This window comes from Bradyrhizobium sp. HKCCYLS20291 (assembly GCF_051167715.1).
Lineage (GTDB): Bacteria > Pseudomonadota > Alphaproteobacteria > Rhizobiales > Xanthobacteraceae > Bradyrhizobium.
This window is the reverse complement of sequence record NZ_JBNPTO010000026.1, coordinates 1-26,169: the sequence shown is the minus strand read 5'-3', so window position 1 is coordinate 26,169 and position 26,169 is coordinate 1. Positions and strand designations below refer to the sequence as shown.

Sequence of the window (26,169 nt, the reverse complement as noted above, 5' to 3'; positions counted from 1 at the left end):
GGTACCAATAGTGCAATAACGCAGGCTGCATTTACGTAGGGGACTTCGGATGCTGAGGAAGAACTGGTGCTTGGCCGCGGTCGCGGCCGTCGTCATGGCCTCCTGCGGGATGGCCGCCCAGGCGCAGACCACGTTGCGCATCGGCCTTGCCGAGGATCCCGACGTCCTCGATCCGACGATGGCCCGCACCTATGTCGGCCGCATCGTCTTTGCCGCAACCTGCGACAAGCTGTTCGACATCGACGAGAAGCTCAACATCGTGCCGCAACTAGCGCTGTCGCACGAGACCTCCGCTGACGGCAAGGAGGTCACGATCAAGCTGCGGCCCGGCGTGAAGTTTCACGACGGCGAGCCGTTCGACGCCGAAGCCGCGAAGTTCTCGCTCGACCGCCACCTCACCTTCCCCGGCTCGTTCCGCAAGCCCGAGCTTGCCTCGGTCGATCACGTCGACGTCGTCGATCCCCTCACCATCAAGCTGGTGCTGAAAGCACCATTCTCGCCGCTGATCGCCCAGCTCACCGATCGGGCCGGCATGATGTTGTCGCCGAAGGCCGCCAAGGAAGCCGGCGACAAGTTCGGCCTGCGGCCGGTCTGCGCCGGCCCGTACAAGTTCGTCGAGCGCGTCCAGCAGGACCGCATCGTGTTCGACAAATTCGCCGACTACTGGAACAAGGACAACGTCTTCATCGACAAGATCGTCTACCAGCCGATCGTCGATGCCACGGTGCGGCTCGCCAACCTGAAGTCCGGCGGGCTCGACCTGATCGAGCGCGTGCTCGCCACCGACATCAAGGACGTGCGCTCCGATTCCAAACTCGCGCTGTCGACCGCCATCGAGCTCGGCTATCAAGGCATCACGCTGAACATCGGCAAGGACAAGGCCAAGGGTCCGCTCAGCCAGTCGGCCAAGGTGCGCCAGGCGCTCGATCTGTCGATCGATCGCGAGGCGCTCAACCAGGTGGTCTTCAACGGCGAGTTCATGCCGGGCAACCAGTGGGTCAATCCCTCGCATCCGTACTATCAGAAAGCATTCCCGATCCGCGCCCGCGATGTCGAGAAGGCCAAGGCGCTGCTGAAGGAAGCCGGCGTGACGCCGCCGGTCGCGGTCGACTTCATGGTGCCGAAGGGCGCCGAGACCGAAGCGGTCGCCCAGGTGGTGCAGTCGATGGCCGCCGAGGCCGGCTTCGACCTGAAGATCCGGGTGACCGAGTTCGCGACATCGCTGAAGCAGGCCGAAGCCGGCGACTACCAGGCCTACATGCTGGCCTGGAGCGGGCGCATCGACCCCGACGGCAACAGCTTCGTCTTCATGAAAAAGAACGCGCCGCAAAACTACAGCGTCTGGGAGAATCCGGAAGCCGATAAGGCGCTCGACGACGCGCGCCTTGTCACCGACATGGGGCAGCGCAAAGCGCTGTACGAGAAGCTCACCAAACTCGAAATCGAGGAAGAGCCGATCCTCTACATCTACCACCGCCGTATCCTGATCGCGCACACCAAGAAGCTGGAGGGCTACAAGCAGATGCCGGACGGCCTGGTGCGCGTGGTCGGCCTGAAGCTGAAGTGAGCGCCGGGTTGGCGAAACAAGCTGCTGCACAGTCTTCCGTCATGCCCGGGCTTGACCCGGGCATCCACGCCTTCCTTTCCGCAGGCTGCAAAGACGTGGATGGCCGGGTCAGGCCCGGCCATGACGGAGTAACGAACTCGCAGGCTTATTTGACATCGAGGCGTGGGGCGAGGCACCGACCATGCTGACCTTCCTCGCGCGCCGCCTCGCCCAGATCATCCCGACGCTGGTGTTCGTCTCGATCCTGATCTTCTCGCTGCAGCAGCTGCTGCCCGGCGATCCGGCGCTGGTGATGGCTGGCGAGGAGCGCGATCCCGCCGTGATCGAGCAGATCCGCAAACAGTATCGCCTCGATCAGCCGCTGCCCGTGCAATACGGCTACTGGATCAAGGGCGTGCTGTCGGGCGATTTCGGCGAGTCCTTGCGCATCAAGATGCCGGTACGCGACCTCATCCTGCAGAAGCTGCCGGTGACGTTGCAGCTGGCGTCGATGGCGATCGTGATCGCGTTCCTGATCGGCATTCCCGCGGGCATCATTTCCGCCGTGAAGCGCGGCACGGCCTGGGACTACGCCGCCAATCTGTTCGCGCTGTGGGGCATCTCGACGCCGAACTTCTGGCTCGGCATCATGCTGATATTCGTGTTCTCGATTAAGCTCGGCTGGCTGCCGGCCTCGGGCTATGTCTCGCTGGCCGAGGACTGGCGCGCCAGCCTCGCCGCCACCATCATGCCGGCCTTCGTGCTCGGAAACGCCATCGCCGCGATCCTGATGCGCCACACGCGCAGCGCCATGCTGCAGGTGCTGAGCAGCGACTACATCCGCACCGCGCGCGCCAAGGGCATCTCCGAGCGCCAGGTCATCCTCGGCCACGCGCTGCGCAACGCCTTGACCCCGGTCATCACGCTCGGCGCACTCGAACTCGGCACGCTGCTGTCCGGCGCCGTGCTCACCGAGCAGATCTTCTCGATCCCCGGCTTCGGCAAGCTGATCGTCGATGCCGTGTTCAATCGCGACTACGCCGTCGTGCAGGGCGTCGTGCTGGTCACCGCCACCGTCTACATCATGCTCAACCTGATCGCCGACCTCGCCTATGTCCTCGTCAATCCGCGCTTGAGGAGCTGAGATGGCCGATACGGTGCTGTCAGCTGCGTCGGATGCACGCGCCCTCGCTCCGCTCGAGCGACCGATCCAGCGCACCTTGCGCCGCCTCGTCAAGCGCCGGGGGGCGATGGTCGGGCTCGGGCTGATCGCGGCCTTCATCCTGCTCGCCCTCTTTGCGCCGCTGGTCGCCCCCTACGATCCGATCAAGACGAGCTGGTCGCTGGTGCGCAAGGCGCCATCGGCGGCGCACTGGTTCGGCACCGACGATCTCGGCCGCGACGTGCTGTCCCGCGTGATCTATGGCGCGCGCGCCTCGCTGCTCGCCGGCGCCATTTCCGTTCTCATCGCGCTGTCGGTCGGCGTGCCCATCGGCATGCTCGCGGGCTATCGCGGCGGCTTCATCGATGCCCTGATCAGCCGCATCACCGATGCGATGCTGGCCTGCCCGTTCCTGATCCTGGCCATCGCGCTGGCGGCGTTCCTGGGCCCGAGCCTCGGCAACGCGATGATCGCGATCGGCATCACGGCGACGCCCATTTTTGTCCGGCTGACCCGCGGCGAGGTGCTGAGCGTCAAGGTCGAGGACTATGTCGACGCCGCGCGCAGCCTCGGCGATACCGACCTGCAGATCGCTGTCAGGCACATCCTGCCGAACATCATGCCGGCGCTGTTGGTGCAGGCGACGCTGTCCGTCGCCGCCGCCATCATCGCCGAGGCCGCGCTGTCGTTCCTGGGATTAGGCCAGCAGCCGCCGGCGCCGTCCTGGGGCAGCATGCTCAACGCCGCCCAGCGCTTCCTCACCAATGCGCCATGGATGGCGATCTGGCCGGGCCTTGCGATCTTCCTCGTCGTACTGTCCCTCAACCTGTTCGGCGACGGCCTGCGCGACGCGCTCGATCCGCAGCAGGAGGAGTGAGGCCGTCTTACAGAGGAGCTATCGCCGTGATGCTGCTGGCTCGGATCGCCGAGGATCTGTTGCGAGTCTTGACGATCATCGACATGGGAGCAGCGGCGATCGTCTTGGCAATGGCGTTCCGCGAGCGCATCCTGATGGCGGGCCACGCACCGGAATGGCGGGGCCTGTTCTCGCTCCGACGCCCGATCGCAAGCGAGTACTCGGCGTCCTATCGCACGCACTTCTATCGATCACTGCAATATGCGGCGGCCTTCACGATCATCGTCGGCATCGCGGTCGTCCTGATCCTGCTTGACCATCTGTTCTTCACGAAACCGTCGTGCTGAGCGGCGCCGCAGACCGCCGCAGGCGCAACATACTCGGCTGTCGTCCCGGCGAACGCCGGGACCCATAACCACCGCCGGTCGTTGTTGCGCGAGAAGGTCACTCCGAGCCTGCCTCAAACCGCTCCCTGTGGTTATGGGTCCCGGCGTTCGCCGGGACGACAGCGAGGGACGCTGAGGGACTATCGAAAACAAAAACGGCGGCTGCCGGGGCAGCCGCCGTTGATGTCATCAAACCAGGAGCGCGCTCGTCACGCCGCCTTGACCGCGTGCCCTGTCTCGGCGTCGAACTGCGCGATCTCGCGAGCGCGCTTCGACTTGGCGGCGGCCTGGTGGTCGGTAGCGATGACGGTGTAGACGGCCGGCAGCACGAACAGCGTGAACAGCGTGCCGATCGACATGCCGGCGACGACGACGAGGCCGATCGAGAAGCGGCTGGCGGCGCCGGCGCCGGAGGCCGTCAGCAGTGGGATCAGGCCGGTGACCATCGCAGCCGTGGTCATCAGGATCGGCCGCAGACGGATGCGGGCCGAGGTCTCGATTGCCGTACGGCGGTCGACGCCTTCCTTCAGCTGCAGCTCGTTGGCGAACTCCACCATCAGGATGCCGTGCTTGGTGATCAGCCCGACCAGGGTGAGGAGACCCACCTGGGTGTAGATGTTCATCGTGGCCAGCCCGAAGAACAGCGGGATCAGCGCACCGACGATCGCCATGGGAACGCTGATCATGATCACCAGCGGATCCCGCAAGCTCTCGAACTGCGCCGCCAGCACCAGGAAGATGATGATCAGCGCGAAGCCGAAGGTGATGGCGAGCTGATTGCCTTCCTGGACGTATTGGCGGGCGTCGGCGAGATAATCGTGGCTGAAGCCCGACGGCAGGTTCTTGGCCTGCTTCTCCAGGAAGTCGACCGCCTGCCCGACCGTGACGCCCGGCATCGGCACGGCTGAGAACGTCGCCGAATTGAGCTGGTTGTAATGCGTCAGCGAGTTCGGATCGGTCGCAGTCTCGATGCTCACCACGGTCGACAGCGGCACCTGTTGGCCGGCGGCCGTCGCGACGTAGTAGCCCGACAGCGAATCCGGCGACAACCGCTTGTCACGCGGCACCTGCGGGATGACCTGGTAGGAGCGGCCCTCGAGGTTGAAGCGGTTGATGTAGTTGCCGCCGAGCAGCACGGCCAGCGTGTTGCCGATCGACTGCATGTTGATGCCGAGATCGGACGCCTTGCTGCGGTTGATCCAGACCTTGACTACCGGCTGGTTGAACTCGAGGTCGCTGTCGGAGACGATGAACATGCCGCTCTTGCGCGCGGCGTCCTTCAGCTTGGTCATCTGGTCATAGACCGCCTGGAAGCCGTTGGTCGAGCTGATCACCATCTGCACCGGCAGGCCGCCGGGCCCGCCCGGCAGCGCCGGCAGGTTGAAGGCGAAGGCGTTGATGCCCTCGATCTTGGACAGCTCCGCCTGCACCAACGGCTTCAGCTTGATCGAGGAGCGCGTGCGCTCATCCCACGGCTTCAGCAGCATGCCGGCGAAGCCGCCCTGCGGGCCGGCGATGCCGTTCAGCACGAAGCGCAGGTCGGTCTCGGGGAACTTCTGGAACGCCTTGTCGAGCTTGTCGGTGTAGAAATTGATGTAGTCGATGTTGGCGTATTTCGGCGCCTTGGTGACCGAGAACACGATGCCCTGATCCTCCTCCGGCGCCAGCTCTTTCGAGGTGTGCATGTAGAGGAAGCCGACCAGGCCGAGGATCGTCACCGCGAACAGCGCCGTGACCGGCCGGTAGTCGAGCGAGCGGTCGAGCTTGCGGCCGTACCAGCGCGTCATCGCGCCGAACACGCGGTTGACCACCCGCGCGAACCGCCCCTCCTCGGCGCTGCGCAACAGCACCGAGCACATCATTGGCGACAGCGTCAGCGCGATGACGCCGGAGACGATGACGGACCCTGCGAGCGTGAAAGCAAACTCCCGGAACAGCGAGCCGGTGAGGCCGCCGAGGAAGCCGATCGGCGCGTACACCGCAGCCAGCGTGATCGTCATCGAGACGACCGGACCCACGATCTCGCGCGCGCCCTGCAGCGCGGCCTGGACCGGCGCCTTGCCCTCCTCCAGATGGCGATGGATGTTCTCCACCACCACGATGGCGTCGTCGACGACGAGGCCGATCGCCAGCACCATCGCGAGCAGGGTCAGCAGATTAATCGAAAAGCCGAACGCCAGCATCATGGTGCAGACGCCGATCAGCGACAGCGGGATCGTCACCACGGGGATGATGACCGAGCGCAGCGACGCCAGGAACAGGAAGATCACGACGATGACGATCAGCACGGCCTCGCCAAGCGTGTGCTCGACCTCGTCGATCGACGACTGGATGAACTTGGTTGAATCGTAGGCCACCTTCATCTTCATCGACGGCGGCAGGTTGCGCTCGAGGTCCGGGAACAGCGCGCGCACGCCCCTGACGATGTTGAGCGGGTTGCCCTGCGGCGTCGCGTCGACGCCGATGAAGATGGCGCGTTCGCCGTTGAAGGCGACGCTGGCATCGGTGCTCTGCGCGGCCAGCTCGACGGTGGCGATGTCCTCCATCCGCACGAAGCCGCCGTCCTTGGCCTTGACGATCATCCGCTTGAACTGGTTGACGTCGGTCAGGCCGGTATTGGTCGTGACGTTGGAGACGATGAAATAGCCCTTGGCCTGGCCGGCGGCGGACTGGAAGTTGTTGGCGGCAATGGCCGTGGCGACGTCGGTCGGCGAGACGTTGCGGCCGGCCATCTTCTCCGGATTGAGCCAGATCCGCATCGCAAAGGTCTGGCCGCCGAGGATGTTGGCGGCGGCGACGCCGTCGACCGTCGACAGCACCGGTTGCACGACGCGCGTGAGATAGTCCGAGATCGCCGAGCCCGACAGCTCCTCGCTGGAGAAGCCGAGATACATCACCGACGTCGTCTGTCCCGTGGTCTTGGTGACGATCGGATCGTTGGATTCCTTCGGGATCAGGTAGCGGACCGAGTTGACCTTGGCGAGCACCTCGGTGAGCGCCTGGCTCGGATCGAAATTGAGCTTGATGAACACCTGGATCGTGCTGGTGCCCTGCACCGAGGACGAGGTGATGTAGTCGACGCCCTCGGCCGAGGCGACCGCCTGCTCCAGCGGCGTGGTGATGAAGCCCTGGATCAGGTCGGCGGAGGCGCCGGGATAGACCGTCGTGACGTTGACGACCGTGTTCGACAGCTTTGGATATTGCCGGATCGGCAGCACGAACGCTGCGCGCAGGCCGAGCAGCAGGATGAGCAGGCTGACCACGACCGACAGCACCGGACGCTTGATGAAGATATCGGTGAAACGCATCGCGGCAATCCCGTCAGCAGGAGGCAGATGAGGTCCTAACGGGCCGCCTCGGCGGCGGCCCGTGTTAGCTCAGGAGGCGCTCAGTAGCGCGGCGGCTTGGCCGGCACCGGCGGCGGCGGATCGGTCGAGATCGCAACCGCTGCGCCGGACTGGATCTTGAGCTGGCCGACGGCGACGACACGGTCGCCTTCCTTGACGCCCTTGATGATCACGGCACGGCCGTTGATGCGATCGCCGGTCTGCACATAGGTCCGGTCGGCCACCAGCGAGGTCTTGCCGTCATCGGCCTTCTTCTCGTTGATGACGAACACCGAGTCGCCGTACAGCGTGTAGTCGACCGCCGTCTCCGGCACCGTCAGCACCGGCGGCTTGTCCGGCAGCACCACGGTCGTGGTCGCGAACATGCCGGGCTTGAGGATGTGCTCCGGATTGGCGATCGTCGCCTGCACCCGGATGTTTCGGGTGTCGGTGGCGATCTGCGGCTCGATGGTGGTGATCTTGCCCTCGAACGTCTTGCCCGGATACGCGTCGACGCCGACGCGCACGACCTGGCCGACCTTGAGCTGGCCACTGTCCTTCTCGGTCACGGTGAAGTTGACCCACAGCTCCGACAGATCCGTCAGCGACACGATCTGCGTGCCGGCGGACAGATACTGGCCGACCTCGACCTTGCGGACGCCGAGGTCGCCGTCGAACGGCGCGCGCACCAGCTTCTGCGCAATCAGCGCCTCGGTCTTGGCGACGCCGGCCTGGGCCTGGTCGAACGCGGCCTGCGCCTGGTCGACGGTCGCCTGCGGGCCGAACTGGCGCGATGCGAGCTGCTTGGCACGGTCGAGCGACAGCTGCGCCACGGTCACCTGGGCCTTGAAGTTGGCGAGATCGCCCTGCTCCGGCGCATCATAGAGCTGCACCAACGGCGTGCCCTGCTTCACCGTCGTGCCCGGCATGAACATGATCTCGGTGATACGGCCCGAGGCGTCGGAGGTGACGTTGACCTGGTGCACGGCGGCGAGGTCGCCGACGGCGGTCAGGAGGTTCGGCACGGTCTCCGTGGTCGCCGTCGCGACGCTGACGTTCAGCGGCGGCGGCTTCATGTTGGCGAAGAACCCCGCGATCATCTTGTCGCGGAACATGTTGAACCACACGAGGCCGCCGACCAGTCCCGCGAGCAGCAGGCCCACGACGATGAACCACAGCACCGGGCGGGTGCGCTTGCGCGGCTTGTCGTCGATCGGCTTTCCGGAAAGCTTGGGTTCGGTCGCAATGTTCATGTCATGCACTTTCTGCCGTCGCCGGCCGGGCCGGAGGTTGCGACAATTCGTGGTCGAGATAGCACGCAATCGCAGCCTCGGTCAGTCCGATGCCGCGCAGGATGAATTCACTCAGCTGGCGCTCCAGGCTCGCCGTGGTTCCGTAGGACACGCAGGGCGTGGATGGAAGCCTCGTCAAGGCCGCCATCAACACGGTGTGATGCGCAAACCAGAACAGGTCCCGAGCTGCTGCAGCCGACCGCACCGCCTCGCCGGCAGCAACAGCGCTCTCCAGGGAAGAAACGAACTTGGCGCCGATCAGATCATCGATCTTGGTGTAGAGCAGCCGGGCAAACTCGCCATCGTCGAGATGGCTCGACGCCATCAGCCGCAGCCGCTGCTCTTCCTCGTTATTGGGCACGTCGGCGATGCTGAGAAAGTGCTGCACCATTCCGGTCATCAGCTTGACCAGCGTGGCGGTCGAAGGTTCCTGCCCGAGCAAGAGCTCGAATTCAGGATCGGCCTCGCATTCCTCGGTCAGGATCTCCGCATAGAGCGCCGCCTTCGACGGGAAGTGCTTGAACAGCAGCGCCTCCGAGATGGCGGCGGCGGCCGCGACGCTCTTGGTCGTCGTGCCGGCATAGCCGTGACGCGCGAAGCAACGCTTCGCTGCGCCGAGGATCAGCTGCCGCCGGAGATCGCTTGTCATTCGCAGAGTGGACATCGCTCGTGAGTAAATACTCACTTGCTTGATGTCAAGAAATATGCCGCGGCGCAGCAGGGCTTGGGAGCCAAGTCCCTGGAATCACAGGTAAGAAGCCAGATGCGCCGGCGGCAATTCCATACCTTCAAAACGCGGCGGATCTGCGGCACGCCCTGGTGGTGAAGAGGCCAAGGGGACATCGCCCGCCGATTTTATTCCGTCGCTGGCCGTGCGACGGTCGGCGCAACGAACGAGAATCCGCCGGGAGGACCAGCCATGACCGACGACGCCGCGCTCGCCGACCAGTTCGACCTCGAGAGCCTGACGCCGGAATTCTACGCCGACCCCTACCCGACCTATCGCGCGCTGCGGCAGCAGGCCCCGGTCAAGCGGATGCGCAACGGCTCCTATTTCCTCACCCGCTACGACGATCTCGTCACCGCCTACAAGGCGACCAGGACGTTCTCGTCCGACAAGAAGCGCGAGTTCGCGCCCAAATACGGCGCGTCGCTGCTCTACGAGCATCACACCACCAGCCTGGTCTTCAACGATCCTCCGGCGCATACCCGCGTCAGGCGCCTGATCATGGGCGCGCTGTCGCCGCGCGCGATCGCCGAGATGGAGCCCGCGCTGATCGCGCTGGTCGACGGCCTCCTGGACCGCATCGCAGCCAAGGAGAGGTTCGAGCTGATCGAGGATTTCGCTTCCGCCATTCCCATCGAGGTGATCGGCAATCTGCTCGGCGTACCGCATGACGAGCGCGGGCCGCTGCGCGACTGGTCGCTCGCCATCCTCGGCGCGCTGGAGCCGGTGCTGACGCCGGAGCAGTTTTCCCGCGGCAACCAGGCCGTCGGCGACATGCTGACCTATCTCGAAACACTCGTCGCGCGTCGCCGCGCCGCCCCCGGCAATCCCGAGCGCGACGTGCTGACGCGGCTGATCCAGGGCGAAGCCGACGGCGAGCGGCTCAGCGAGAAGGAGCTGCTGCACAACTGCATCTTCCTGCTCAATGCCGGACACGAGACCACCACCAACCTGATCGGCAACGGCCTCGTGCTGCTGTGCCGGCATCCGGGCGAACGCCGCCGGCTGATCGAAGCGCCGGGACTGATCCGCACCGCGGTCGAGGAGATCCTGCGCTACGAGAGCTCCAACCAGCTCGGCAACCGCATGACAACAGAGCCGTTCGAACTCGGCGGCGTGATGCTCGACGCCGGCACCTCCGTCACCCTGTGCATCGGCGCCGCCAACCGCGACCCCGCCCAGTTCGACGACCCCGAACGCTTCGACATCACCCGCCTCGCCAACCGCCACCTCGCCTTCGGCACCGGCGCCCATCAATGCGCCGGCATGGCGCTGGCCCGGCTGGAGGGCGCGGTGGCGATCTCGCGGTTTTTGGCCCGGTTTCCGAACTATCAGCTGGACGGCGCGCCGGTGCGCGGCGGGCGGGTAAGGTTTCGCGGATTTGCGAGCGTGCCGTGTGTGGTCGACGACAGACCCGGCCATAATAATTGAACCCCGAACCCGACAGAGAGACGAACGTCGGCGCGGCGATGTCGGTGCGCTCCCTCTCCCCGTTCTTCACGGGGAGAGGGTTGGGGGCGCTGAGAAGTCCGTCGAGGTGCCGGCAAAAAAGTTCTTTCTTTTTTACCGAAATCATGATTTACTCTCCCCCGTCCCGCCTCACAAGAGGGGCGCGTCGCGGTCGTCACGAACGTCGAGGTGGGATGCGGTGGGCGTGTTGCTGCTGCGCGTGAGTGATCTCGCGCGGACGAACGGCAGCGATGCGCACGGTCAAGTCGCGTGGTCCTGACACCCCGACGCTGGTGTCACGCCTGCGCCGGCGCTCACGCGCCGCGCTGGCAACGGTGGCCAGAAAGCCCGGCGCACCGGGGAGAGCGCGAAGCAGCCGTTCAACCATCGCGCGGGGAATGCCGGGTGTTCTCGGCTGAACCTGTGGTTCCTGCCGCCTGCATTTTTTTCGCAGGCGGGCCATGGGTGCGGCCAGCGCCCGGCATTCCCCGTGCCCTCTTCTTGGAGAGGGCAGGACGAAGCGCAAAGCTCGGACGCAAAACGCGCCGCGAGATAGGACGCTCATGTCACACCGCCAAGGTCTCACCATCGTCATTGCGAGCGAAGCGAAGCAATCCAGGGTCGCGCCCGCGACTCTGGATTGCTTCCGCCTTCGCCCGACGGCTTCGGCGGACACGTCGTCGCTTCGCTTCTCGCAATGACGGCGGGGATAACAACGCCGCAATTACTCGTCATGCCGGGCTTGACCCGGGCATCCATCTCCTTGTCGCGAAACGTGATGGATGGCCGGGTCAAGCCCGGCCATGACGACGGTTAGAGTGGATGCTGAACGCCGCTCCGGGAATTTCAGAACACCGCGTGATCGCCGCGCTCGGCCGTGGCCTCGCCGCGGACCAGCTTGGCGTAGTAGTCGAACAGCGTCTCGGTGCCCGTGGAGGGCGTCGCGTCCGCGTCGTAGCAGCCGGTGGCGGGGTCGAGCACCAGCATCGACTCGGTCGCGTAGTAGCGGCCGATGCGGGCCAGCTCCGCCTTGTCGGCGAGCGACGGCACGATCCGCTTGGCGAGATCGAGCCCGCCGATGATGACATCGAGCAGCGCCACCGGGACGCGGCGGATGTTCGGCTTGCGGCCGAGCAGCGCGAACAGGTGCTCGGCCTGCTCCAGTGGCGTGATGGCAGGTCCGGGGCCGCCGATCGGCAGCACCCGGTTCCAGCGGGTCTCATCGTCGAGACAGCCCGCGAGATAGTCGCCAAGATCGGCGTCGCTGATCGGCTTGCACGCGGTCAGACGGCCATCGCCGAACACGAGATAGGGCCGGCCCTGCCTCACCCGCTCCACCTGCCCCGACAGCGATTTGAAGAACGCGGTGGGACGGACGATCGAATAGGTCAACCCTTGCGCCATCAGATGCGCTTCGAATGCCAGCTTCGCGCTCTGGAACGCCAGCAGCGGCTTCTGCACGCAGATGGCGGACAAGAGCACGAAATGCGTGATGCCGGCGTTTCGCGCGGCGTCCAGCACGTTCACATGCGCCTGATAGTCGATCGCCTGGGCATCCCGGGGCACGCCGATCCGCGACGCCATGCAGGACACCACGGCATCGAAGCGCTCGCCGCGAAAGCCGTCGCGCGCCAGCGACGCGGGATCGCCGACGTCGCCCGTTCTGATGGTAGCGCCCGGGATCGTCATGGCGTCGTTGCGGGGACGCACGAAGCAGACCACCTCGTGACCACGCGCGACCAGCGCGCGTACGGTGGCACGGCCGATCGTCCCGGTCGCGCCGAGCATGAAGATGCGGCGAGGACTGGACGTGGGAGATACGACTGGAGACATCATCGACTTGAGCGGGACTTTGAAGACCGCCTCGATCTATATCACGGCTCGTACTTGCGCGGCGTTGAGATTGCCAATGGAGTTCTCGTCATGGCCGGGCTCGTCCCGGCCATCCACGTCGCACCGCGCGCGCCGGACGACGTGGATGCCCGGGACAAGCCCGGGCATGACGGGGTTGAAAGAGCTGGGCACAAGCCGAAACCCAGGTGCCGGTGTCGCTCTCAACTTGCCGTGCCGTGGCCAGAACGTCGCTTCGCGATCCGCGAGGGCTCACTCCGCCGCCCGCGGTGTCTTCTCCAGGATCAGCGTGTGGATGCCGCAGGTGCCGCTGTAGAGGCTCATCACCCGCGTGCCGGGTTTCCGCCCGGCGCGAGGCTCGGAGACCTGCAGGCCGGCCGCGAGCAGGCGGGCGCGCGTGGCTTCGATGTCGGCGACGCGCCAGCTCAGGCCCCACAGCTTGTCGTTGGCCTTGTCGTTGCCCGCGACCGGGCGCTTCACCACCTCGACGATCAGGTCGCCGCAGCGGAAGAACATCAGCTGACCCCATTCCTGGTGGCTGCGGTCGAGCGCCATGTCGAGGCCAAGCCGCGCGCCGTAGAGCGCGGCGGCGCGTTCGGGGTCCTCGGTCGAGACCACGATGTGGTCGAGGCCGAGCACCGCGGAATCGGCAGTCTTCTCCGACGCCGGTCGCTGCCCGGCGAGCTCGAGGAAGAACATCCGCACCCCGCGGGTGAGATCGGTCATCGCGCGGGTGCGCTTCCAGTGCAGCGTCTGGCCGGATACGCGGTCGGTGCTCTCGACCTCGGCGATCGGGTCGGGCTTCAGCGCCACGCGCTCCAGCCGGCGCTGCATCTTGCCGATGTCGTTGGTGGCGAAGCAGATGCTGGCGAGCCCCTCGCCCCAGATCTTGATCACGTTGCGGATGCGGTCGGCGGCGGGGGTCTGTCCCGCCGGCGCCATCAGCTCCAGGCTCATATTGTCGAGCGTGAACAGCACGCGGTCGGCGCCGTCGCCCGAGTTCTGCCACGACGGCTTGCGCGCCAGCAGCGTCTCGAACGCGGCGCAGCCCGCCTTGATGTCCTCGAGCAGGACGACGACGTGGTCGAGGCCGTTGATCACGGAAACAGTCCTCGTGTGTTCTTGGCGTTGCGCACCTTCTCGACGCCGATCGCCATCGCTGCGGTCCGATGCGCGACGTTGTCGGCCTTGGCGCGCGCCAGCATCCGCTCGAAGGCGCGGTCGAGGATCTGGTACTCCCGGCGCATCACCTCCTCCTCCTCCCAGAACAGCTGCTGCAGGTCCTGCACCCATTCGAAATAGCTGACGATGACGCCGCCGGAATTGCACAGAATGTCGGGAATGAGAAAGATCTCCTTGCGCTGGTCGAGCACGAGGTCGGCATCAGGGGTGGTCGGGCCGTTGGCGGCCTCGGCAATGACCCGGCATTTGAGGTTTGCCGCCACCTTGGCGTCGATCACGCGCTCGATCGCCGCCGGAACGAGGATGTCGCAGGCGAGCGTGAGAATGTCGGCCGGATCGAAGGCAAGCTCGGTGGAGAAGCCGGCAATGCTGCCGTGCTTGCCGGCGTGCGCCATCAAAGCGGGGATATCGAGCCCTCTGGGATCATGGAGCGCGCCGGTATGATCGCTCACGGCAATCACCTTCATGCCCATCTGATGGAAGCCGAGCGCGGCATAGGAGCCGACATTGCCAAAACCCTGCACGACGGCTGTGGACTTGGTGGGATCGATGCCGAGCTCATCCATCACCCGGCGCGAGACGTGCGCCACGCCGCGTCCGGTCGCCTCGCGGCGTCCCAGCGTGCCGCCGGAGAACACCGGCTTGCCGGTGACGATCTCGGTCACTGTCTGGCCCTGATACATCGAATAGGTGTCCATGAACCACGCCATCACCTGCTCGTTGGTGCCCATGTCCGGCGCCATGACGTCGGTATGCGGCCCAACGAAGGGGATCATCTCCTGCATGTAGCGGCGCGACAGCGATTCGAGCTCGCGCCGGGACAGCTTGGAGAGGTCAACGTTGACGCCGCCCTTGGCGCCGCCATAGGGCAGACCAACCAGGGCGCATTTCCAGCTCATCCAGATCGCCAGCGCCGCCACCTCGCCGATATCCACCGTGGGCGCAAAGCGCGTGCCGCCCTTGGTCGGCCCCATGGTCAGCAGATGCTGGACGCGGTATCCCTCGTAGACGGCAATGGTGCCGTCGTCCTTGTGGATCGGACACGAGACGGTGATCGCCCGTTTCGGCAGCAGCAGCCGGTCGCGCTCGTCGCCTGGGATGCCAAGGTGGTCGGCGATCACGTTGAACTGATTGGTCGCCATTTCGAAGACTGGACCTGCATAGACAGTCATCTGCCGCTCCCGAATCTGCGCGCCTGCCGGCCGGCGACCTTAGCGCGGTCCACGCGCCGGCGGCAGGGGGCCGGCGGGTGCAAGGGGCCGATCTCAACCGCGATGGTGACGATTTGACGAATAATTTCAGCGTTGATCCGCCTTAACCGCTTGCTAATCTGCGGCGCCGGGGCCGCGATCACCCCATAGTGAGACAGAAATGGCAATGCAGGCCCTCTTCATCGGACAGACCTACATCGACGTCACCTTCATCACCGACCACATGCCGACGGGAGACGAGAAGCACGTTGCATCCGACTATGCCGTTTCGTTCGGCGGCAATGCCGTGACTGCGGCATTTTGCTGCGCCAAGCTGGGCATCGTGCCGGACCTGATCGCCACCATCGCGAATGACTGGCTCGGACGGATGTTTCAGGACATGACCGCGAAATACGGCATCTCCGTCCATCCCCGGAAGGTCAACGCGTCCTCGCTGTCCTTCATCATGCCGAAGGACGGCAAGCGCGCCATCGTCCGCTGCCGCGACGATGCGCACATCCATCCGTTCCCACTGCTCAATCTCGGCAATTGCCGGGCGCTCCACGTCGACGGCCACCAGCCCGACGCCGCCCTGCATTATGCCAAGCTGTGCCGCGAGGCCGGCATCCTGACCTCGCTCGACGGCGGCGGCCTGCGCACCAACACCCATGAGCTGCTCGAATACATCGACGTGGCGATCGTCGCCGAGCGCCTCTGCGAGCAGATGGATCTCACGCCGGAGAAGATGCTCGACTACCTCAAGAGCCGCGGCTGTCGCATCGGCGGCGTGACCCAGGGCGAGAAGGGCCTGCTGTGGTACGATGAGGTCGGCGCCGTGCATACCCTGCCGGCCTACCCGATTCCGCGTGAGCGGGTGATCGACACCAACGGCGCAGGTGACGTGTTCCACGGCGCCTATGTGTACTCGTATCTGGCCGATCCGGCGAAAAGCTGGAAGCAGCATTTCGAGTTCGCCCGCGCTGCCTCGACGTTCAAGATTCAGAAGCTCGGCAACGAGGCCGGCCTGCCCACGCTCGCCGACATCGGCCTGGTGCGGCAGGAATTCGAGGCCCGCGTCTAGCGGCGCGCAGGGGGAGAAGGCCAATGGGGCGCGTCATCGTTGCCGGCAGCATCAACATGGATGTGGTGGCGACGGCCGTACGTCATCCCCGCGTCGGCGAGACCGTCGCGGGACAGTCGGTGATGTATTTCCCCGGCGGCAAGGGCGCCAACCAGGCGGTGTCTTCTGCCAAGCTCGGTACGCCCACAGCGCTGATCGGGCGGCTCGGCCGCGACGCCTTCGGCGAGCAGCTGCGGGCATTTCTCGCCAGCCAGGGCATCGATCTCGCCGCGGTCAAGGACAGCGCGAGCGCATCAACGGGCACGGCGATCATCACGCTGGCGAACGCCGACAACACGATCGTCGTCATCCCCGGCAGCAATGCCGAGGTGAGCAGCGATGATGTGGGGCAGATCGCGTTGACCGCTGATGACGTCGCGGTGAGCCAGTTCGAAATCCCGCAAGCGACCATCGTTGCGTTCTTCCAGCGGGCCAAAGCCGCTGGCGCCACCACGATCCTCAACCCCGCTCCGGCCAGCGCGTTCGCGAGCGGGCTCTACCCGCTCATCGACATCCTCGTGCTCAATGAGACGGAGCTGGGCTTCCTGGCCGGTGTCGAGCTCGGTGACGCCCCCACGCCGCAGCAGGTGGTCGATGCTGTTCGAACGCTCGAGCCGCGTCCGGATCAGACGGTCTGCGTCACGCTCGGCAAGCGCGGCGCAGTCGCGGTGACTGCTGGGGAAGCAAGCCTGGTCGCCGGGCGCGCGGTGAAGGCGGTCGACACCACCGGCGCCGGCGACTGCTTCGTCGGCGCGCTGGCCGCGCGGCTCTCGCAAGGCGCTGCGATCGCAGATGCGATCGGCTACGCAAACGTGGCGGCCTCGATCTCCGTGCAACGGATGGGGGCCGGACCGTCGATGCCGACGGCCGAGGAGGTGCGTGCGCTGCTCTAGGCGAGAGCGCTCTTCAGGTCGAAGCTCAAATCAGCAGCCTTGGCGGCGTCGAGCGTGCCGCCCGCGGCCAGCAGCTTGCGGCCGAACATGTGATCACCGGCGCGGTTGACGGATTCGATGCCGACCAGCCGGCCCTCCTTGTAGCAGAATGCGGAGAATGCCTTTTGCGCCGGATCCCCGCGCAGCACGACCTGATCATAGCCCGTGGTGAGCCCCGCGATCTGCAGCTTGTCATTGGCCTGATCGCTCCAGAACCACGGCTGCCCGTCATATGGCTTGGCGTCACCCGTCAGCCGCGCGGCGACGCAGCGGGCATGATCGGTGGCGTTCTGCACCGACTCCAGCCGCAACGTGCCGCCGAAGCGCGGGCTGGCAAACAGCGCGCAATCGCCGATCGCCGAGATGTGCGGATCGCTGGTCAGGAGATATTCGTCGACCGCGATGCCCGAGGCAACCTGCAGACCCGCTTCCGCCGCGAGCTCGACGTTCGGCAGCACGCCGACGCCGACCACGACGAGATCCGCGGGGATGTGCCGGCCGTCGCTGAGGCTGACGCCGGTGACCTTGTTGCCATCGGCTTCGATGCTGGTGGACTGCACCCCGAGATGAATGCGCACGCCGGCATCAGCATGCTGCTTCTGGAAGTAGTCGGAGATTTCGGCCGTCACCGCCCGCGCCATGACCCGCGCCCCAAGTTCGAGCACGTCGACTTCGAGGCCTTTGATGCGCGCAGTCGCTGCGAATTCGAGGCCGATGAAGCCGGCGCCGATGACGACGGCTCGCTTGGCATCGCCGAGCAGACTGCGCAGCGCTTCGCTGTCGTCAAGGATGCGCAGGTAGCGCACGGCCGGGAGATTCGCGTTGGGAATGTCGAGCAGCCGGTTGCGCGCACCGGTCGCAAACACCAGGTGGCCGTAGTCGTGCGCCTTGCCGGAGGCGAGCAGCACCTTGCGCTGGTCACGCTGAACCGCGACGACACGGTCGTAGACGAGGTCGATGGTCTGGTCGGCGTAGAACTTCTGCGGCCGGAACATCAGCGTCTCGGGGCCACCGGTGCCTTTCAGATAGGCCTTGGACAGCGGCGGACGCTGGTACGGCAGATGGCCCTCGTCGTTGATCAGGTGAATGGGATCGGCAAAGCCTGCCTGACGCAGCGAGGTCGCGAGCTGAAAGCCCGCATGCCCCGCGCCCACGATCACCACCGGTCCCTTGGTCACAGCACCCTGCCCCATTCTGTCCACTTCCCGTGTTTGCAAGCCTTGCCTGCTGCGGGTTTACCTCCCGTCATGCCAGCGGAACCGGGTTGTCGCAGACTTCCCCGCCATTGTCACCGGCCGCCTCTGCACTCAAAATGCGGCAACAACCAAACCAGGGAGGAATGAATGTCGGACGCAGCCGCGGAACCTGCCCGCCTCAGCATCGACGGTGCGATCGCGACCCTCACGCTCGACCGCCCCGCGGCGTTCAACGCCATCAACTTGGCGATCGCCAAGCGGCTGGAGCAGCTCGCGGCGCAGGTCGAGGCCGATCCGAGCGTTCGGGTGCTGGTCCTGAAGGGCGAAGGCCGCGCCTTCTGTGCCGGCGGCGACCTGCAGACGATCGGCGCCGCGGCCGAAGCCGACACCATCACCCCCGTGGTGAGCGAGTTGCTGCATCACTATCACGCCTTCATCGCCAGCCTCCGGCGCATGCCGAAGATCGTGCTGGCCAGCGTGCACGGCTCTGCGGCCGGCGCCGGCATGTCGCTCGCCTTCGCGGCCGACCTCTGCATCGCCGCCGAGGAAGCGCGCTTCACGCCGGCCTACGCCAAGCTGGGCGTCTCGCCCGACGGCGGCGGCACCGTGGGCGTCGTCGCGGCCGCAGGCGTCCGGCGCGCGCTGCAGATCTTTTTGGCCGAAGACAGTTTCACGGCCGCGCAAGCCCATGAATGGGGCCTCGTCGCCAAGGTCGTCCCTGCGTCCGAACTCGCTGCGGCGACCGCGGCGTTGGCGCAGCGGCTAGCGCAGAACATGCCGGCAGGACTGGCGGCCACCAAGGCGTTGATCCATCGCGCCCCGACCAGCTCGGTCGAGGATCAGCTCGCCGCCGAACGCGATGCGATCATCGGCTGCATGCATACCGACGCGTTCCGGGCCGCGACGCGGAAGTTCACCAGCAAGGACAAATGATTTTTCAGTCGGCGCATCACTCAGTTCGGGCAGATGTAGCCGGTGCCGGCCGGCGACTTGAAGCAGCCGACCGACTCCGGAATGACGTGCTTGGGCAGCCACAGCACGACGCTCGGGAAATAGATCGTGAAGGCGATGGTGAACAGGAACACGACATAGATCGGCAGCGCCGCACGCAACGCCTTGCCGAAACTGACACCGACGAATTTCGATCCCATCAGCAGCACAAGCCCATAGGGTGGCGTGATCAGGCCGAAGGCGAGCGTGGCGATCAGCACTACGCCCATATGTACGGCGTTGATGTCGCCGGCCTGCGTGAGTGCGTTGACGAGCGGCATGAAGATGATGATGGTCGGCACCGGCTCGATGAAATCACCGATGATGGTGAACAGCAGCACCATCAGCAGCATGATCAAATGCGGATCGTTTCCGGCGATCGAGGTGATCCAGTCGGTGATGAAGATGGCGCCACGCAGATAGGCCAGCATCCAGCCGAACGCATTGGCGGCGCCAATCGTGATCAGCGGCAACGAGAAGATCAGCCCTGCCAGACAGAAGTCATACGGGATCTTCTTGAAGTGTCCGCGATTGAGCGCGGGAATCACGACCAGGATGATCCAGGCCACCGCGACCACGCCGGCCTCGGTCGGCGTGAACCAGCCGGTCAGGATGCCGCCGAGCAGAATGACCGGGATCATCAGCGGCAGCGCCGCATCGACGCCCGCGAACATCACCTGGCGGAGCGGCGCGCGCGGCTTGCGCAGTCCGGAGGGACCGAAGAAGTAGCAATAGATCATCAGCCCGAAACCGATCATGAATCCGGGCACGACGCCCGCCATGAACAGGCCAGCGATCGAGACGTTGCCGACCGCACCATAAACCACCGCCGTGATGCTCGGCGGCACCAGCGCCGCGATGGTCGAGGCCGCCGCGATGATCGCCGCGATGAAAGCGGGCTCATACCCCTCCCGCCGCATCGGTCCTCCGAGCGCGCGGCTCATCACCGCGACATCGGCGGTGGTCGATCCCGACATCTCCGAGAAGAACATGCTGAAGACGACCACCACTTGCGACAGCCCGCCCCGGATATGCCCGACCAGCGATACCGACAGGTTGGCGATCCGGACCACGACATTCGCCGAGCTCATCAGCTCGCCGACCAGGAGAAAGAACGGAATGGCAAGCAGCGCCTCGGAATCAACCCCGTCGAAGATCTTCTGCACGATCGCGGCGAGCGAGACGTCGGCGAGGAAGGCGCCGACGAACACGCCTGCCAGCAGCGAGAACGGCACGGGGACGCCGAGATAGCCGAACGACAGGAAGCAGATGGACATCAACGCGAGGATGACGGGAGGGCTCACGTCCGATCGCTCCACACAGGTTCGTTGTGGAGCGGTGGAGTTGCGTTCTCCGGATCCGGTGGCTCCGGATGATCGAAGCCGTTGGCGATACCATTCACCAGCTGCTCGACCGCAAATAGCGCGATCAGCACCCCTGAGAGCGGAATGATCACATAGAGCGAGGCGATCGGCGTGCCCGAAGGCAGCCGGAAACTGCCGAAGCCACGCAGAAAGTTGAGGTAACCATACCAGACCAGGCACAACGCGACCCCGATCACGACGAGGCGCAGCACGATCTCGACGATGAGACGCGGCACGCCATGCATCGATTCGGCGATCGCGGTCAGATACAGATGATCATTGCGGCGCGTCGCCACCGCAGCGCCGATGAAGATCGCGTAGATGAACAGGGTGGATGTGACTTCCTGCAGCCACAGCCAGGGATGACCGATGGTGCGTGTGATGATGTCGGCGGTGACCGACAGCGAGAAGCCAAAGCACAGCGCGCCGCACAGCATCATCAGCACCAACTCGATCGAATCGAGCTGGCGCCACTTCAGATGACGCTGCCTTTTCAGCACGAGCTTGTCGGCGATGGACATCCGCTTCCTCGTCGCTTCAGATCCCGTCGTCTCAGCAAGCGCGCCCGAACTACGACAACGCAGGCTGTTCTGCCGGCTCAGTTGATCGCACGGATCAGGTTCTTGATCTTTTCGGCGTGCGGACCAAGCTCCTTCGCCAGCTTGTCGAGATAGGGATCGGCGATCGTGGTGAAGCTCTTCTTGTCGACATCGTCGACGATCTTGACGCCGAACGATTTGAGCTTGGCCGCCGCCGTTCGTTCCAGTTCGAACGCCTTCGCCGGCTCTTTCGAACTGATTTCGGCTGCCGCCGCCAGCACCCATTTGCGCTGCTCGGCCGACAGGCTCTGCCAGAGCTTGTCGCTGATGAAGACCAGGGCGTTGTTGGCCTCATGCTCGGTGATCGACAGCACCGGCGCGACCTCGTAGTGCTTGTTGACGAGATAGACGTTGATGCTGTTTTCCGCAGCCTCGACCACGCCGGTCTGCAGCGAGGTATAGACGCTGCCGAACGGCATATGCACCGTCTGTGCGCCATAGGCCGGGAACATGGTATCTTCGGTCGCGGTCGCCTGGACGCGGATCTTCATCCCCTTGATGTCGTCGACCTTGTGGATCTCCTTCTTGCTGTAGATGTGCCGTACGCCCTGCGAGCCCGTCCCGATGACGTGCAGGCCCTGCGAGGTCTCGTCGATCATGGTCTTGATCGCTTCGAACACCTGCGGGTCGGCCAATCCCTTGATCACATGGGCTTCATTGCGAAACAGGAAGTGCAGCGACATCACGCCCGCCTGGGGCGAAATCGTCGCCGTGTTGGCCGAAGAGACGATGGCGAAATCGACATCGCCCGCCTTGACCAGCTGCAGGATCTGCGGCTCCTGTCCGAGCTGCGCGCCCGGATACTGGTCGATCAGCATCGTGCCCTTGCTCAGTTCCTTGAGCTTGTCGGCAAACAGGTCCCCGGCGATGGAGTAGCCGGTGTTCCGAGGCTGATCATAGGCGAAACGGTAGTGCTTGACGTCCTGCGCATTCGCAGCTGCGGCACAAGCGATTGCTGCTGCAAACGCCCATGCACCAATGCTCCAACCTCTCACGAGCCCCTCCCCGAGTTATCATTTTCAGGGATCATCCCACCGGCTGCGTCGGATTGTCAATTGAGCACGCCCCGCCCCTCCACTCTCGGCGCCGCAACTGCCACGAATGATGGAATAAGTAGCTCAGCCCTTTCCTTTGCGGCGCATGAAATCGAAATCACAGCCGTCATCGGCCTGGAGAATGGTCTCGTGAAACAGATGGGCGTAGCCGCGCTCGGCCCATTCGGGCGTCATTGTTTGTTGCAGCGCGGCGCGGCGTTTCGCCAGCTCAGCGTCGTCGACCAGCAGGTCGATGCTGCGCTTGGCGACGTCGAGCCGGATCATGTCACCGGTCCGCACCAGCGCCAGCGGGCCGCCCACGGCCGACTCGGGGGTGATGTGCAACACGATGGTGCCGAACGCGGTGCCGCTCATTCGCGCGTCGGAGATGCGCACCATGTCCTTGGTGCCGCCGCGCGCGAGCTTTTTCGGGATCGGCAGATAACCGGCCTCCGGCATCCCGGGCGCGCCTTTGGGCCCGGCGTTGCGCAGCACCAGAACGTCATCGGCAGAGACGTCGAGAGCGGGATCATCGACCCGCAAGGTCATATCCTCGATCGACTCGAACACGACCGCGCGCCCCGTATGTTGAAGCAGCTTCGGGCTTGCGGCCGAATGCTTGATGACCGCGCCGCGCGGCGCGAGATTGCCACGCAGCACGGCAAGCCCCCCCTCCGGCTTGATCGCGTCCTCGCGCGAGCGGATCACGTCCTGCCCCGGCACGTCCTCAGCGGCAGCGACGATGTCGCGCAGCGACTGGCCGGTGATCGAGCGGCAGTCGAGATCGATGAGACCTCCGAGCTGCTTCATCAGCTTCGGCACGCCACCGGCATGGTGGAAATGCTCCATGTAGTGATCGCCGGACGGCTTGAGATCGACCAGCACCGGCACCTCGCGGCCGATGCGGTCGAATGCATCGAGGTCGATGCCGTGCGGTGTGCGGCCGGCAATGGCCGTGAGATGGACGAGCCCGTTGGTCGAGCCGCCGATCGCTTGCAGCACCACCTGCGCATTGCGAAATGCGGCCGGCGTCAGCAGTTCGCTTGGCTTCGGCCCCTTTGCCTTGGCCATGTCCGCTGCGACCCGGCCGCTAGTCTCGGCCGAACGGAAACGCTCGGCATGCGGCGCGGGGATGGTCGCGCTCATCGGCAGGGACAGTCCGAGCGCCTCGGTGATGCAGGCCATGGTCGAGGCCGTGCCCATCACCATACAGGTGCCAACCGACGGCGCGAGCCGGCCGTTGACCGCCTCGATCTCACTGTCGTCCATCTCACCGGCGCGATACTTGGCCCACAGCCTGCGGCAGTCCGTGCAGGCGCCGAGCACCTCGCCCTTGTGATGCCCGACCACCATCGGCCCGACCGGAATCACCACCGTCGGCAGATCGGCCGACACCGCCGCCATGATCTGCGCCGGCAGCGTCTTGTCACAGCCACCGATGACCACCACCGCGTCCATCGGCTGCGCCCGGATCATCTCCTCGGTTTCCATCGCCATCAGGTTGCGCAGATACATCGAGGTCGGATGCGCAAAGCTTTCCGCGATCGAGATGGTCGGGAACACGAACGGCATCGCGCCGGACAGCATGACACCGCGCTTCACCGCGTCCAGGATCTGCGGCACGTTGCCGTGGCACGGATTGTAGTCGCTATATGTGTTGGTGATGCCGACGATCGGGCGATCGAGCGCGTCGTCGGAATAGCCGGCCGCCTTGATGAAGGCCTTGCGCAGGAACAGCGAGAAGCCGGCATCGCCGTAAGCGGTCAGTCCCTTGCGCAGGCCTTCGGTCATGGTCTTTTTTTCTTTCGTTGGTCTTTCTCGTCATTCCGGGGCGTGCGAAGCGCGAACCCGGAATCCAGAAGTGGTTTCAACTCTCATGTCGAGATTCCGGGTTCGCGTCCTGAGGACGCGCCCCGGAATGACGACCTCTGGTCAACCCCAATCGATGATCCGGCTGGTGTCGCCATCGAACTCCGTGGTGCAGAACGCACCGCCCTGGAAATAGTCCCCGATCGGATCGGCCTTCAATTTGGCCTGCTCGGCCATGGCGTGCTCGCGGAAATCCTCGGCGCGGCCGGTCGGACGATAGCCGAGATCATAGGCGCGCTGATTGTCCCACCAGGCGCGTTCGTTGAGCGAGGCGCCGTACAGCACCTCGAAGTGGATGTCCGGATGCTCGAGGCCGATGCGGCAGAGCTGAACGAGATCCTCCGGCTTCAGCCAGATCGACAGCCGACGCTTGTCGAGCGGCTTGTCGCCGAAATTCCCGATGCGCAGACACGTGACCTTCAGACCGTGCTTGTCGGCATAGAGCGAGCCGAGCGCCTCGCCGAACACCTTGCTGACGCCATAGCGGCCATCGGGGCGCGGCTGCACGTCGTTGTCGATCTTGCGATGGCGCGGATAGAAACCGACTGCGTGGTTCGACGACGCGAATACGACGCGCTTGACGCCCCTGCGACGGGCCGCCTCGAACAGGTTGTACGCCCCGATGATGTTGGCCTGCAGGATGTCGTTCCACGGGCCTTCGACCGAATAGCCGCCGAAGTGGATGATGCCATCGACGCCGTCGCACAGCGCCTCGACCTGGGACAGGTCGGCAAGATCGGCCGCCTTGAAGGTCTCCTGGCTGGAGAGGTCGGCCGGAGGTCGGAGGTCGCTGAGCAAAAGGTCCGGATAGATCGGCGGCAGCAGCTTCCGCAAGGAAGAGCCGATTCCACCGCTCGCACCGGTCATCAAGATACGTGGCATTTCATCCCTCGAGTTCGACCCGCAGGTTTGCGGTCGTTAGCGACCAATGATAGCAGAGATCGCAACGGTGCAATAACGGGACCGGCCAAATGTCCGACGGAAACGCTCACAGCCAGGGCTGGCGCCCTGCCAGCTTCTATCCCGATCCGGCGATCCAGGCGCTGGATCCACGCTTCGAAAAGTACTGGCTCAAGCTGTCGGCCGTCGAACGGCTGGCCACCGGATTGCGCTGGGCCGAGGGCCCGGTGTGGTTCGGCGATGGGCGCTATCTGCTGTGCAGCGACATTCCCAACCAGCGCATCCTCAAATGGGAGGAGGAAACCGGCGCGGTCTCGGTGTTTCGCAAGCCCTCCAACTTCGCCAACGGCAACACCCGTGACCGCCAGGGCCGGCTCGTCACCTGCGAGCATGGCGGCCGCCGCGTCACCCGCACCGAATATGACGGGTCCATCACCGTGCTGATGGACTCCTTCGACGGCAAGCGGCTGAACTCGCCGAACGACGTCGTCGTCAAATCCGACGGCTCGATCTGGTTCACGGATCCGACCTTTGGCCTGCTCGGCAATTACGAGGGCTACAAGGCCGAGCCCGAGATCGATGCCAACGTGTACCGGATCGACGGTGCCACCGGCCGGGCGACGGTCGTCGCCGAGGGCGTGCTGGGACCGAACGGGCTGTGCTTCTCGCCCGATGAATCCATCCTCTATATCGTCGAATCCCGCGGCGTTCCGAACCGCAAGATCCTCGCCTATGACGTGTCCGCCGACGGCACCAAGCTGGCCAACAAGCGCGTCCACATCGATGCCGGGCCGGGGACGCCGGACGGCATGCGCTGCGACGTCGACGGCAATCTCTGGTGCGGCTGGGGCATGGGCAAGCCCGAGCTCGACGGCGTGATGGTGTTTGCGCCGGACGGCGCGCCGATTGGCCGCATCGCTCTGCCCGAGCGCTGCGCCAATCTCTGCTTTGGCGGCCTCAAGCGCAACCGCCTGTTCATGGCCGCCAGCCAGTCGATCTACGCGCTCTACGTGAACACGCAGGGCGCGCTGGGGGGCTGACACCCGATGGCGTAGGGTGGGCAAAGGCGCGGAGCGCCATGCCCACCAGCTTCGTTGTTGGCGTGAGTGGTGGGCACGCTGCGCTTTGCCCACCCTACGAGGCTGTGAATCTTTTGATGCCAGCCGTGGTGCGAATATGATTCTCTGAGCGGAGCGAT

General features: G+C 65.1%; 21 protein-coding genes. 9 read left to right on the top strand and 12 right to left on the bottom strand.

Features of this window, described 5'->3' with window-relative positions; genetic code table 11:
• Positions 1 to 94: 94 nt before the first annotated feature.
• The 4 genes from ACQR07_RS34770 (at position 95) to ACQR07_RS34755 (ending at position 3,911) form a co-directional block, all read left to right on the top strand.
• The gene (locus ACQR07_RS34770; protein ID WP_434906600.1) at positions 95 to 1,567 is read left to right on the top strand and encodes an ABC transporter substrate-binding protein; all 1,473 of its coding nucleotides are present in this window, start codon (positions 95 to 97) and stop codon (positions 1,565 to 1,567) included.
• A 181-nt stretch (positions 1,568 to 1,748) separates the two neighbouring features.
• A complete protein-coding gene (locus ACQR07_RS34765) occupies positions 1,749 to 2,690 on the top strand; it encodes an ABC transporter permease (RefSeq protein ID WP_434906550.1) in 942 nt (313 codons plus the stop codon).
• A gap of 1 nt (position 2,691) precedes the next feature.
• A complete protein-coding gene (locus ACQR07_RS34760; RefSeq protein ID WP_434906549.1) occupies positions 2,692 to 3,585 on the top strand; it encodes an ABC transporter permease in 894 nt (297 codons plus the stop codon).
• 26 nt (positions 3,586 to 3,611) lie between these two features.
• Positions 3,612 to 3,911, top strand: coding sequence for a hypothetical protein (locus ACQR07_RS34755; protein WP_434906548.1), 300 nt, complete (start codon positions 3,612 to 3,614; stop codon positions 3,909 to 3,911).
• Positions 3,912 to 4,159: 248 nt separating this feature from the next.
• Here the strand turns inward: ACQR07_RS34755 and ACQR07_RS34750 are convergent, their stop codons facing one another.
• The 3 genes from ACQR07_RS34750 to ACQR07_RS34740 form a co-directional block, all read right to left on the bottom strand.
• On the bottom strand, positions 4,160 to 7,258 hold the full coding sequence (locus tag ACQR07_RS34750) for a MexW/MexI family multidrug efflux RND transporter permease subunit (RefSeq protein WP_434906547.1): 3,099 nt from the start codon (positions 7,256 to 7,258) through the stop codon (positions 4,160 to 4,162).
• 80 nt (positions 7,259 to 7,338) lie between these two features.
• On the bottom strand, positions 7,339 to 8,529 hold the full coding sequence (locus ACQR07_RS34745) for an efflux RND transporter periplasmic adaptor subunit (RefSeq protein ID WP_434906546.1): 1,191 nt from the start codon (positions 8,527 to 8,529) through the stop codon (positions 7,339 to 7,341).
• A 1-nt stretch (position 8,530) separates the two neighbouring features.
• A complete protein-coding gene (locus ACQR07_RS34740) occupies positions 8,531 to 9,217 on the bottom strand; it encodes a TetR/AcrR family transcriptional regulator (RefSeq protein ID WP_434906545.1) in 687 nt (228 codons plus the stop codon).
• 270 nt (positions 9,218 to 9,487) lie between these two features.
• Between ACQR07_RS34740 and ACQR07_RS34735 the strand changes: the two genes are divergently transcribed.
• Positions 9,488 to 10,726 carry a cytochrome P450 gene (locus ACQR07_RS34735; RefSeq protein ID WP_434906544.1) on the top strand — a complete coding sequence of 413 codons (1,239 nt, stop codon included), beginning with the start codon at positions 9,488 to 9,490 and terminating at the stop codon, positions 10,724 to 10,726.
• A gap of 864 nt (positions 10,727 to 11,590) precedes the next feature.
• Here ACQR07_RS34735 and ACQR07_RS34730 read toward each other — a convergent pair.
• The 3 genes from ACQR07_RS34730 to ACQR07_RS34720 all read right to left on the bottom strand — a co-directional run bounded on the left by ACQR07_RS34730 (position 11,591) and on the right by ACQR07_RS34720 (position 14,949).
• The gene (locus tag ACQR07_RS34730; RefSeq protein WP_434906599.1) at positions 11,591 to 12,532 is read right to left on the bottom strand and encodes an NAD(P)H-binding protein; all 942 of its coding nucleotides are present in this window, start codon (positions 12,530 to 12,532) and stop codon (positions 11,591 to 11,593) included.
• Between the two features lie 315 nt (positions 12,533 to 12,847).
• The gene (locus ACQR07_RS34725; RefSeq protein WP_434906543.1) at positions 12,848 to 13,696 is read right to left on the bottom strand and encodes a VOC family protein; all 849 of its coding nucleotides are present in this window, start codon (positions 13,694 to 13,696) and stop codon (positions 12,848 to 12,850) included.
• On the bottom strand, positions 13,693 to 14,949 hold the full coding sequence (locus tag ACQR07_RS34720; protein WP_434906542.1) for a Glu/Leu/Phe/Val family dehydrogenase: 1,257 nt from the start codon (positions 14,947 to 14,949) through the stop codon (positions 13,693 to 13,695). The genes ACQR07_RS34725 and ACQR07_RS34720 overlap by 4 nt, the downstream gene beginning before the upstream one ends.
• Before the next feature lie 205 nt (positions 14,950 to 15,154).
• Between ACQR07_RS34720 and ACQR07_RS34715 the strand changes: the two genes are divergently transcribed.
• Positions 15,155 to 16,048 carry a sugar kinase gene (locus ACQR07_RS34715; RefSeq protein WP_434906598.1) on the top strand — a complete coding sequence of 298 codons (894 nt, stop codon included), beginning with the start codon at positions 15,155 to 15,157 and terminating at the stop codon, positions 16,046 to 16,048.
• 23 nt (positions 16,049 to 16,071) lie between these two features.
• Positions 16,072 to 16,980 (top strand): ribokinase, encoded by a 909-nt coding sequence (locus ACQR07_RS34710; RefSeq protein ID WP_434906541.1) that lies wholly within the window; start codon positions 16,072 to 16,074, stop codon positions 16,978 to 16,980.
• On the opposite strand, the gene ACQR07_RS34705 is transcribed toward ACQR07_RS34710, so the two are convergent.
• The gene (locus tag ACQR07_RS34705) at positions 16,977 to 18,212 is read right to left on the bottom strand and encodes an NAD(P)/FAD-dependent oxidoreductase (RefSeq protein WP_434906540.1); all 1,236 of its coding nucleotides are present in this window, start codon (positions 18,210 to 18,212) and stop codon (positions 16,977 to 16,979) included. The two genes, ACQR07_RS34710 and ACQR07_RS34705, sit on opposite strands and share 4 nt — an antisense overlap.
• A 150-nt stretch (positions 18,213 to 18,362) precedes the next feature.
• Between ACQR07_RS34705 and ACQR07_RS34700 the strand changes: the two genes are divergently transcribed.
• Positions 18,363 to 19,148, top strand: coding sequence for an enoyl-CoA hydratase/isomerase family protein (locus ACQR07_RS34700; protein WP_434906539.1), 786 nt, complete (start codon positions 18,363 to 18,365; stop codon positions 19,146 to 19,148).
• A gap of 20 nt (positions 19,149 to 19,168) precedes the next feature.
• Here ACQR07_RS34700 and ACQR07_RS34695 read toward each other — a convergent pair whose 3' ends face one another.
• From ACQR07_RS34695 to ACQR07_RS34675, 5 genes are all read right to left on the bottom strand, one after another.
• On the bottom strand, positions 19,169 to 20,509 hold the full coding sequence (locus ACQR07_RS34695) for a TRAP transporter large permease (RefSeq protein WP_434868211.1): 1,341 nt from the start codon (positions 20,507 to 20,509) through the stop codon (positions 19,169 to 19,171).
• Entirely contained in the window at positions 20,506 to 21,090 is a 585-nt protein-coding gene (locus ACQR07_RS34690) for a TRAP transporter small permease (RefSeq protein WP_434906538.1), read from the bottom strand. Before ACQR07_RS34690 ends, ACQR07_RS34695 begins: the two co-directional genes overlap by 4 nt.
• Positions 21,091 to 21,167: 77 nt before the next feature.
• Positions 21,168 to 22,163 (bottom strand): TRAP transporter substrate-binding protein, encoded by a 996-nt coding sequence (locus tag ACQR07_RS34685; RefSeq protein ID WP_434906537.1) that lies wholly within the window; start codon positions 22,161 to 22,163, stop codon positions 21,168 to 21,170.
• A 123-nt stretch (positions 22,164 to 22,286) separates the two neighbouring features.
• Complete coding sequence (locus ACQR07_RS34680; RefSeq protein WP_434906536.1) at positions 22,287 to 23,993, bottom strand: IlvD/Edd family dehydratase; 1,707 nt, start codon at positions 23,991 to 23,993, stop codon at positions 22,287 to 22,289.
• 141 nt (positions 23,994 to 24,134) lie between these two features.
• Positions 24,135 to 24,953 carry an NAD-dependent epimerase/dehydratase family protein gene (locus ACQR07_RS34675; protein ID WP_434906535.1) on the bottom strand — a complete coding sequence of 273 codons (819 nt, stop codon included), beginning with the start codon at positions 24,951 to 24,953 and terminating at the stop codon, positions 24,135 to 24,137.
• An 89-nt stretch (positions 24,954 to 25,042) separates the two neighbouring features.
• On the opposite strand from ACQR07_RS34675, the gene ACQR07_RS34670 reads away from it, so the two are divergent.
• Entirely contained in the window at positions 25,043 to 26,011 is a 969-nt protein-coding gene (locus ACQR07_RS34670) for an SMP-30/gluconolactonase/LRE family protein (protein WP_434906534.1), read from the top strand.
• The last annotated feature ends 158 nt before the right edge of the window (positions 26,012 to 26,169 follow it).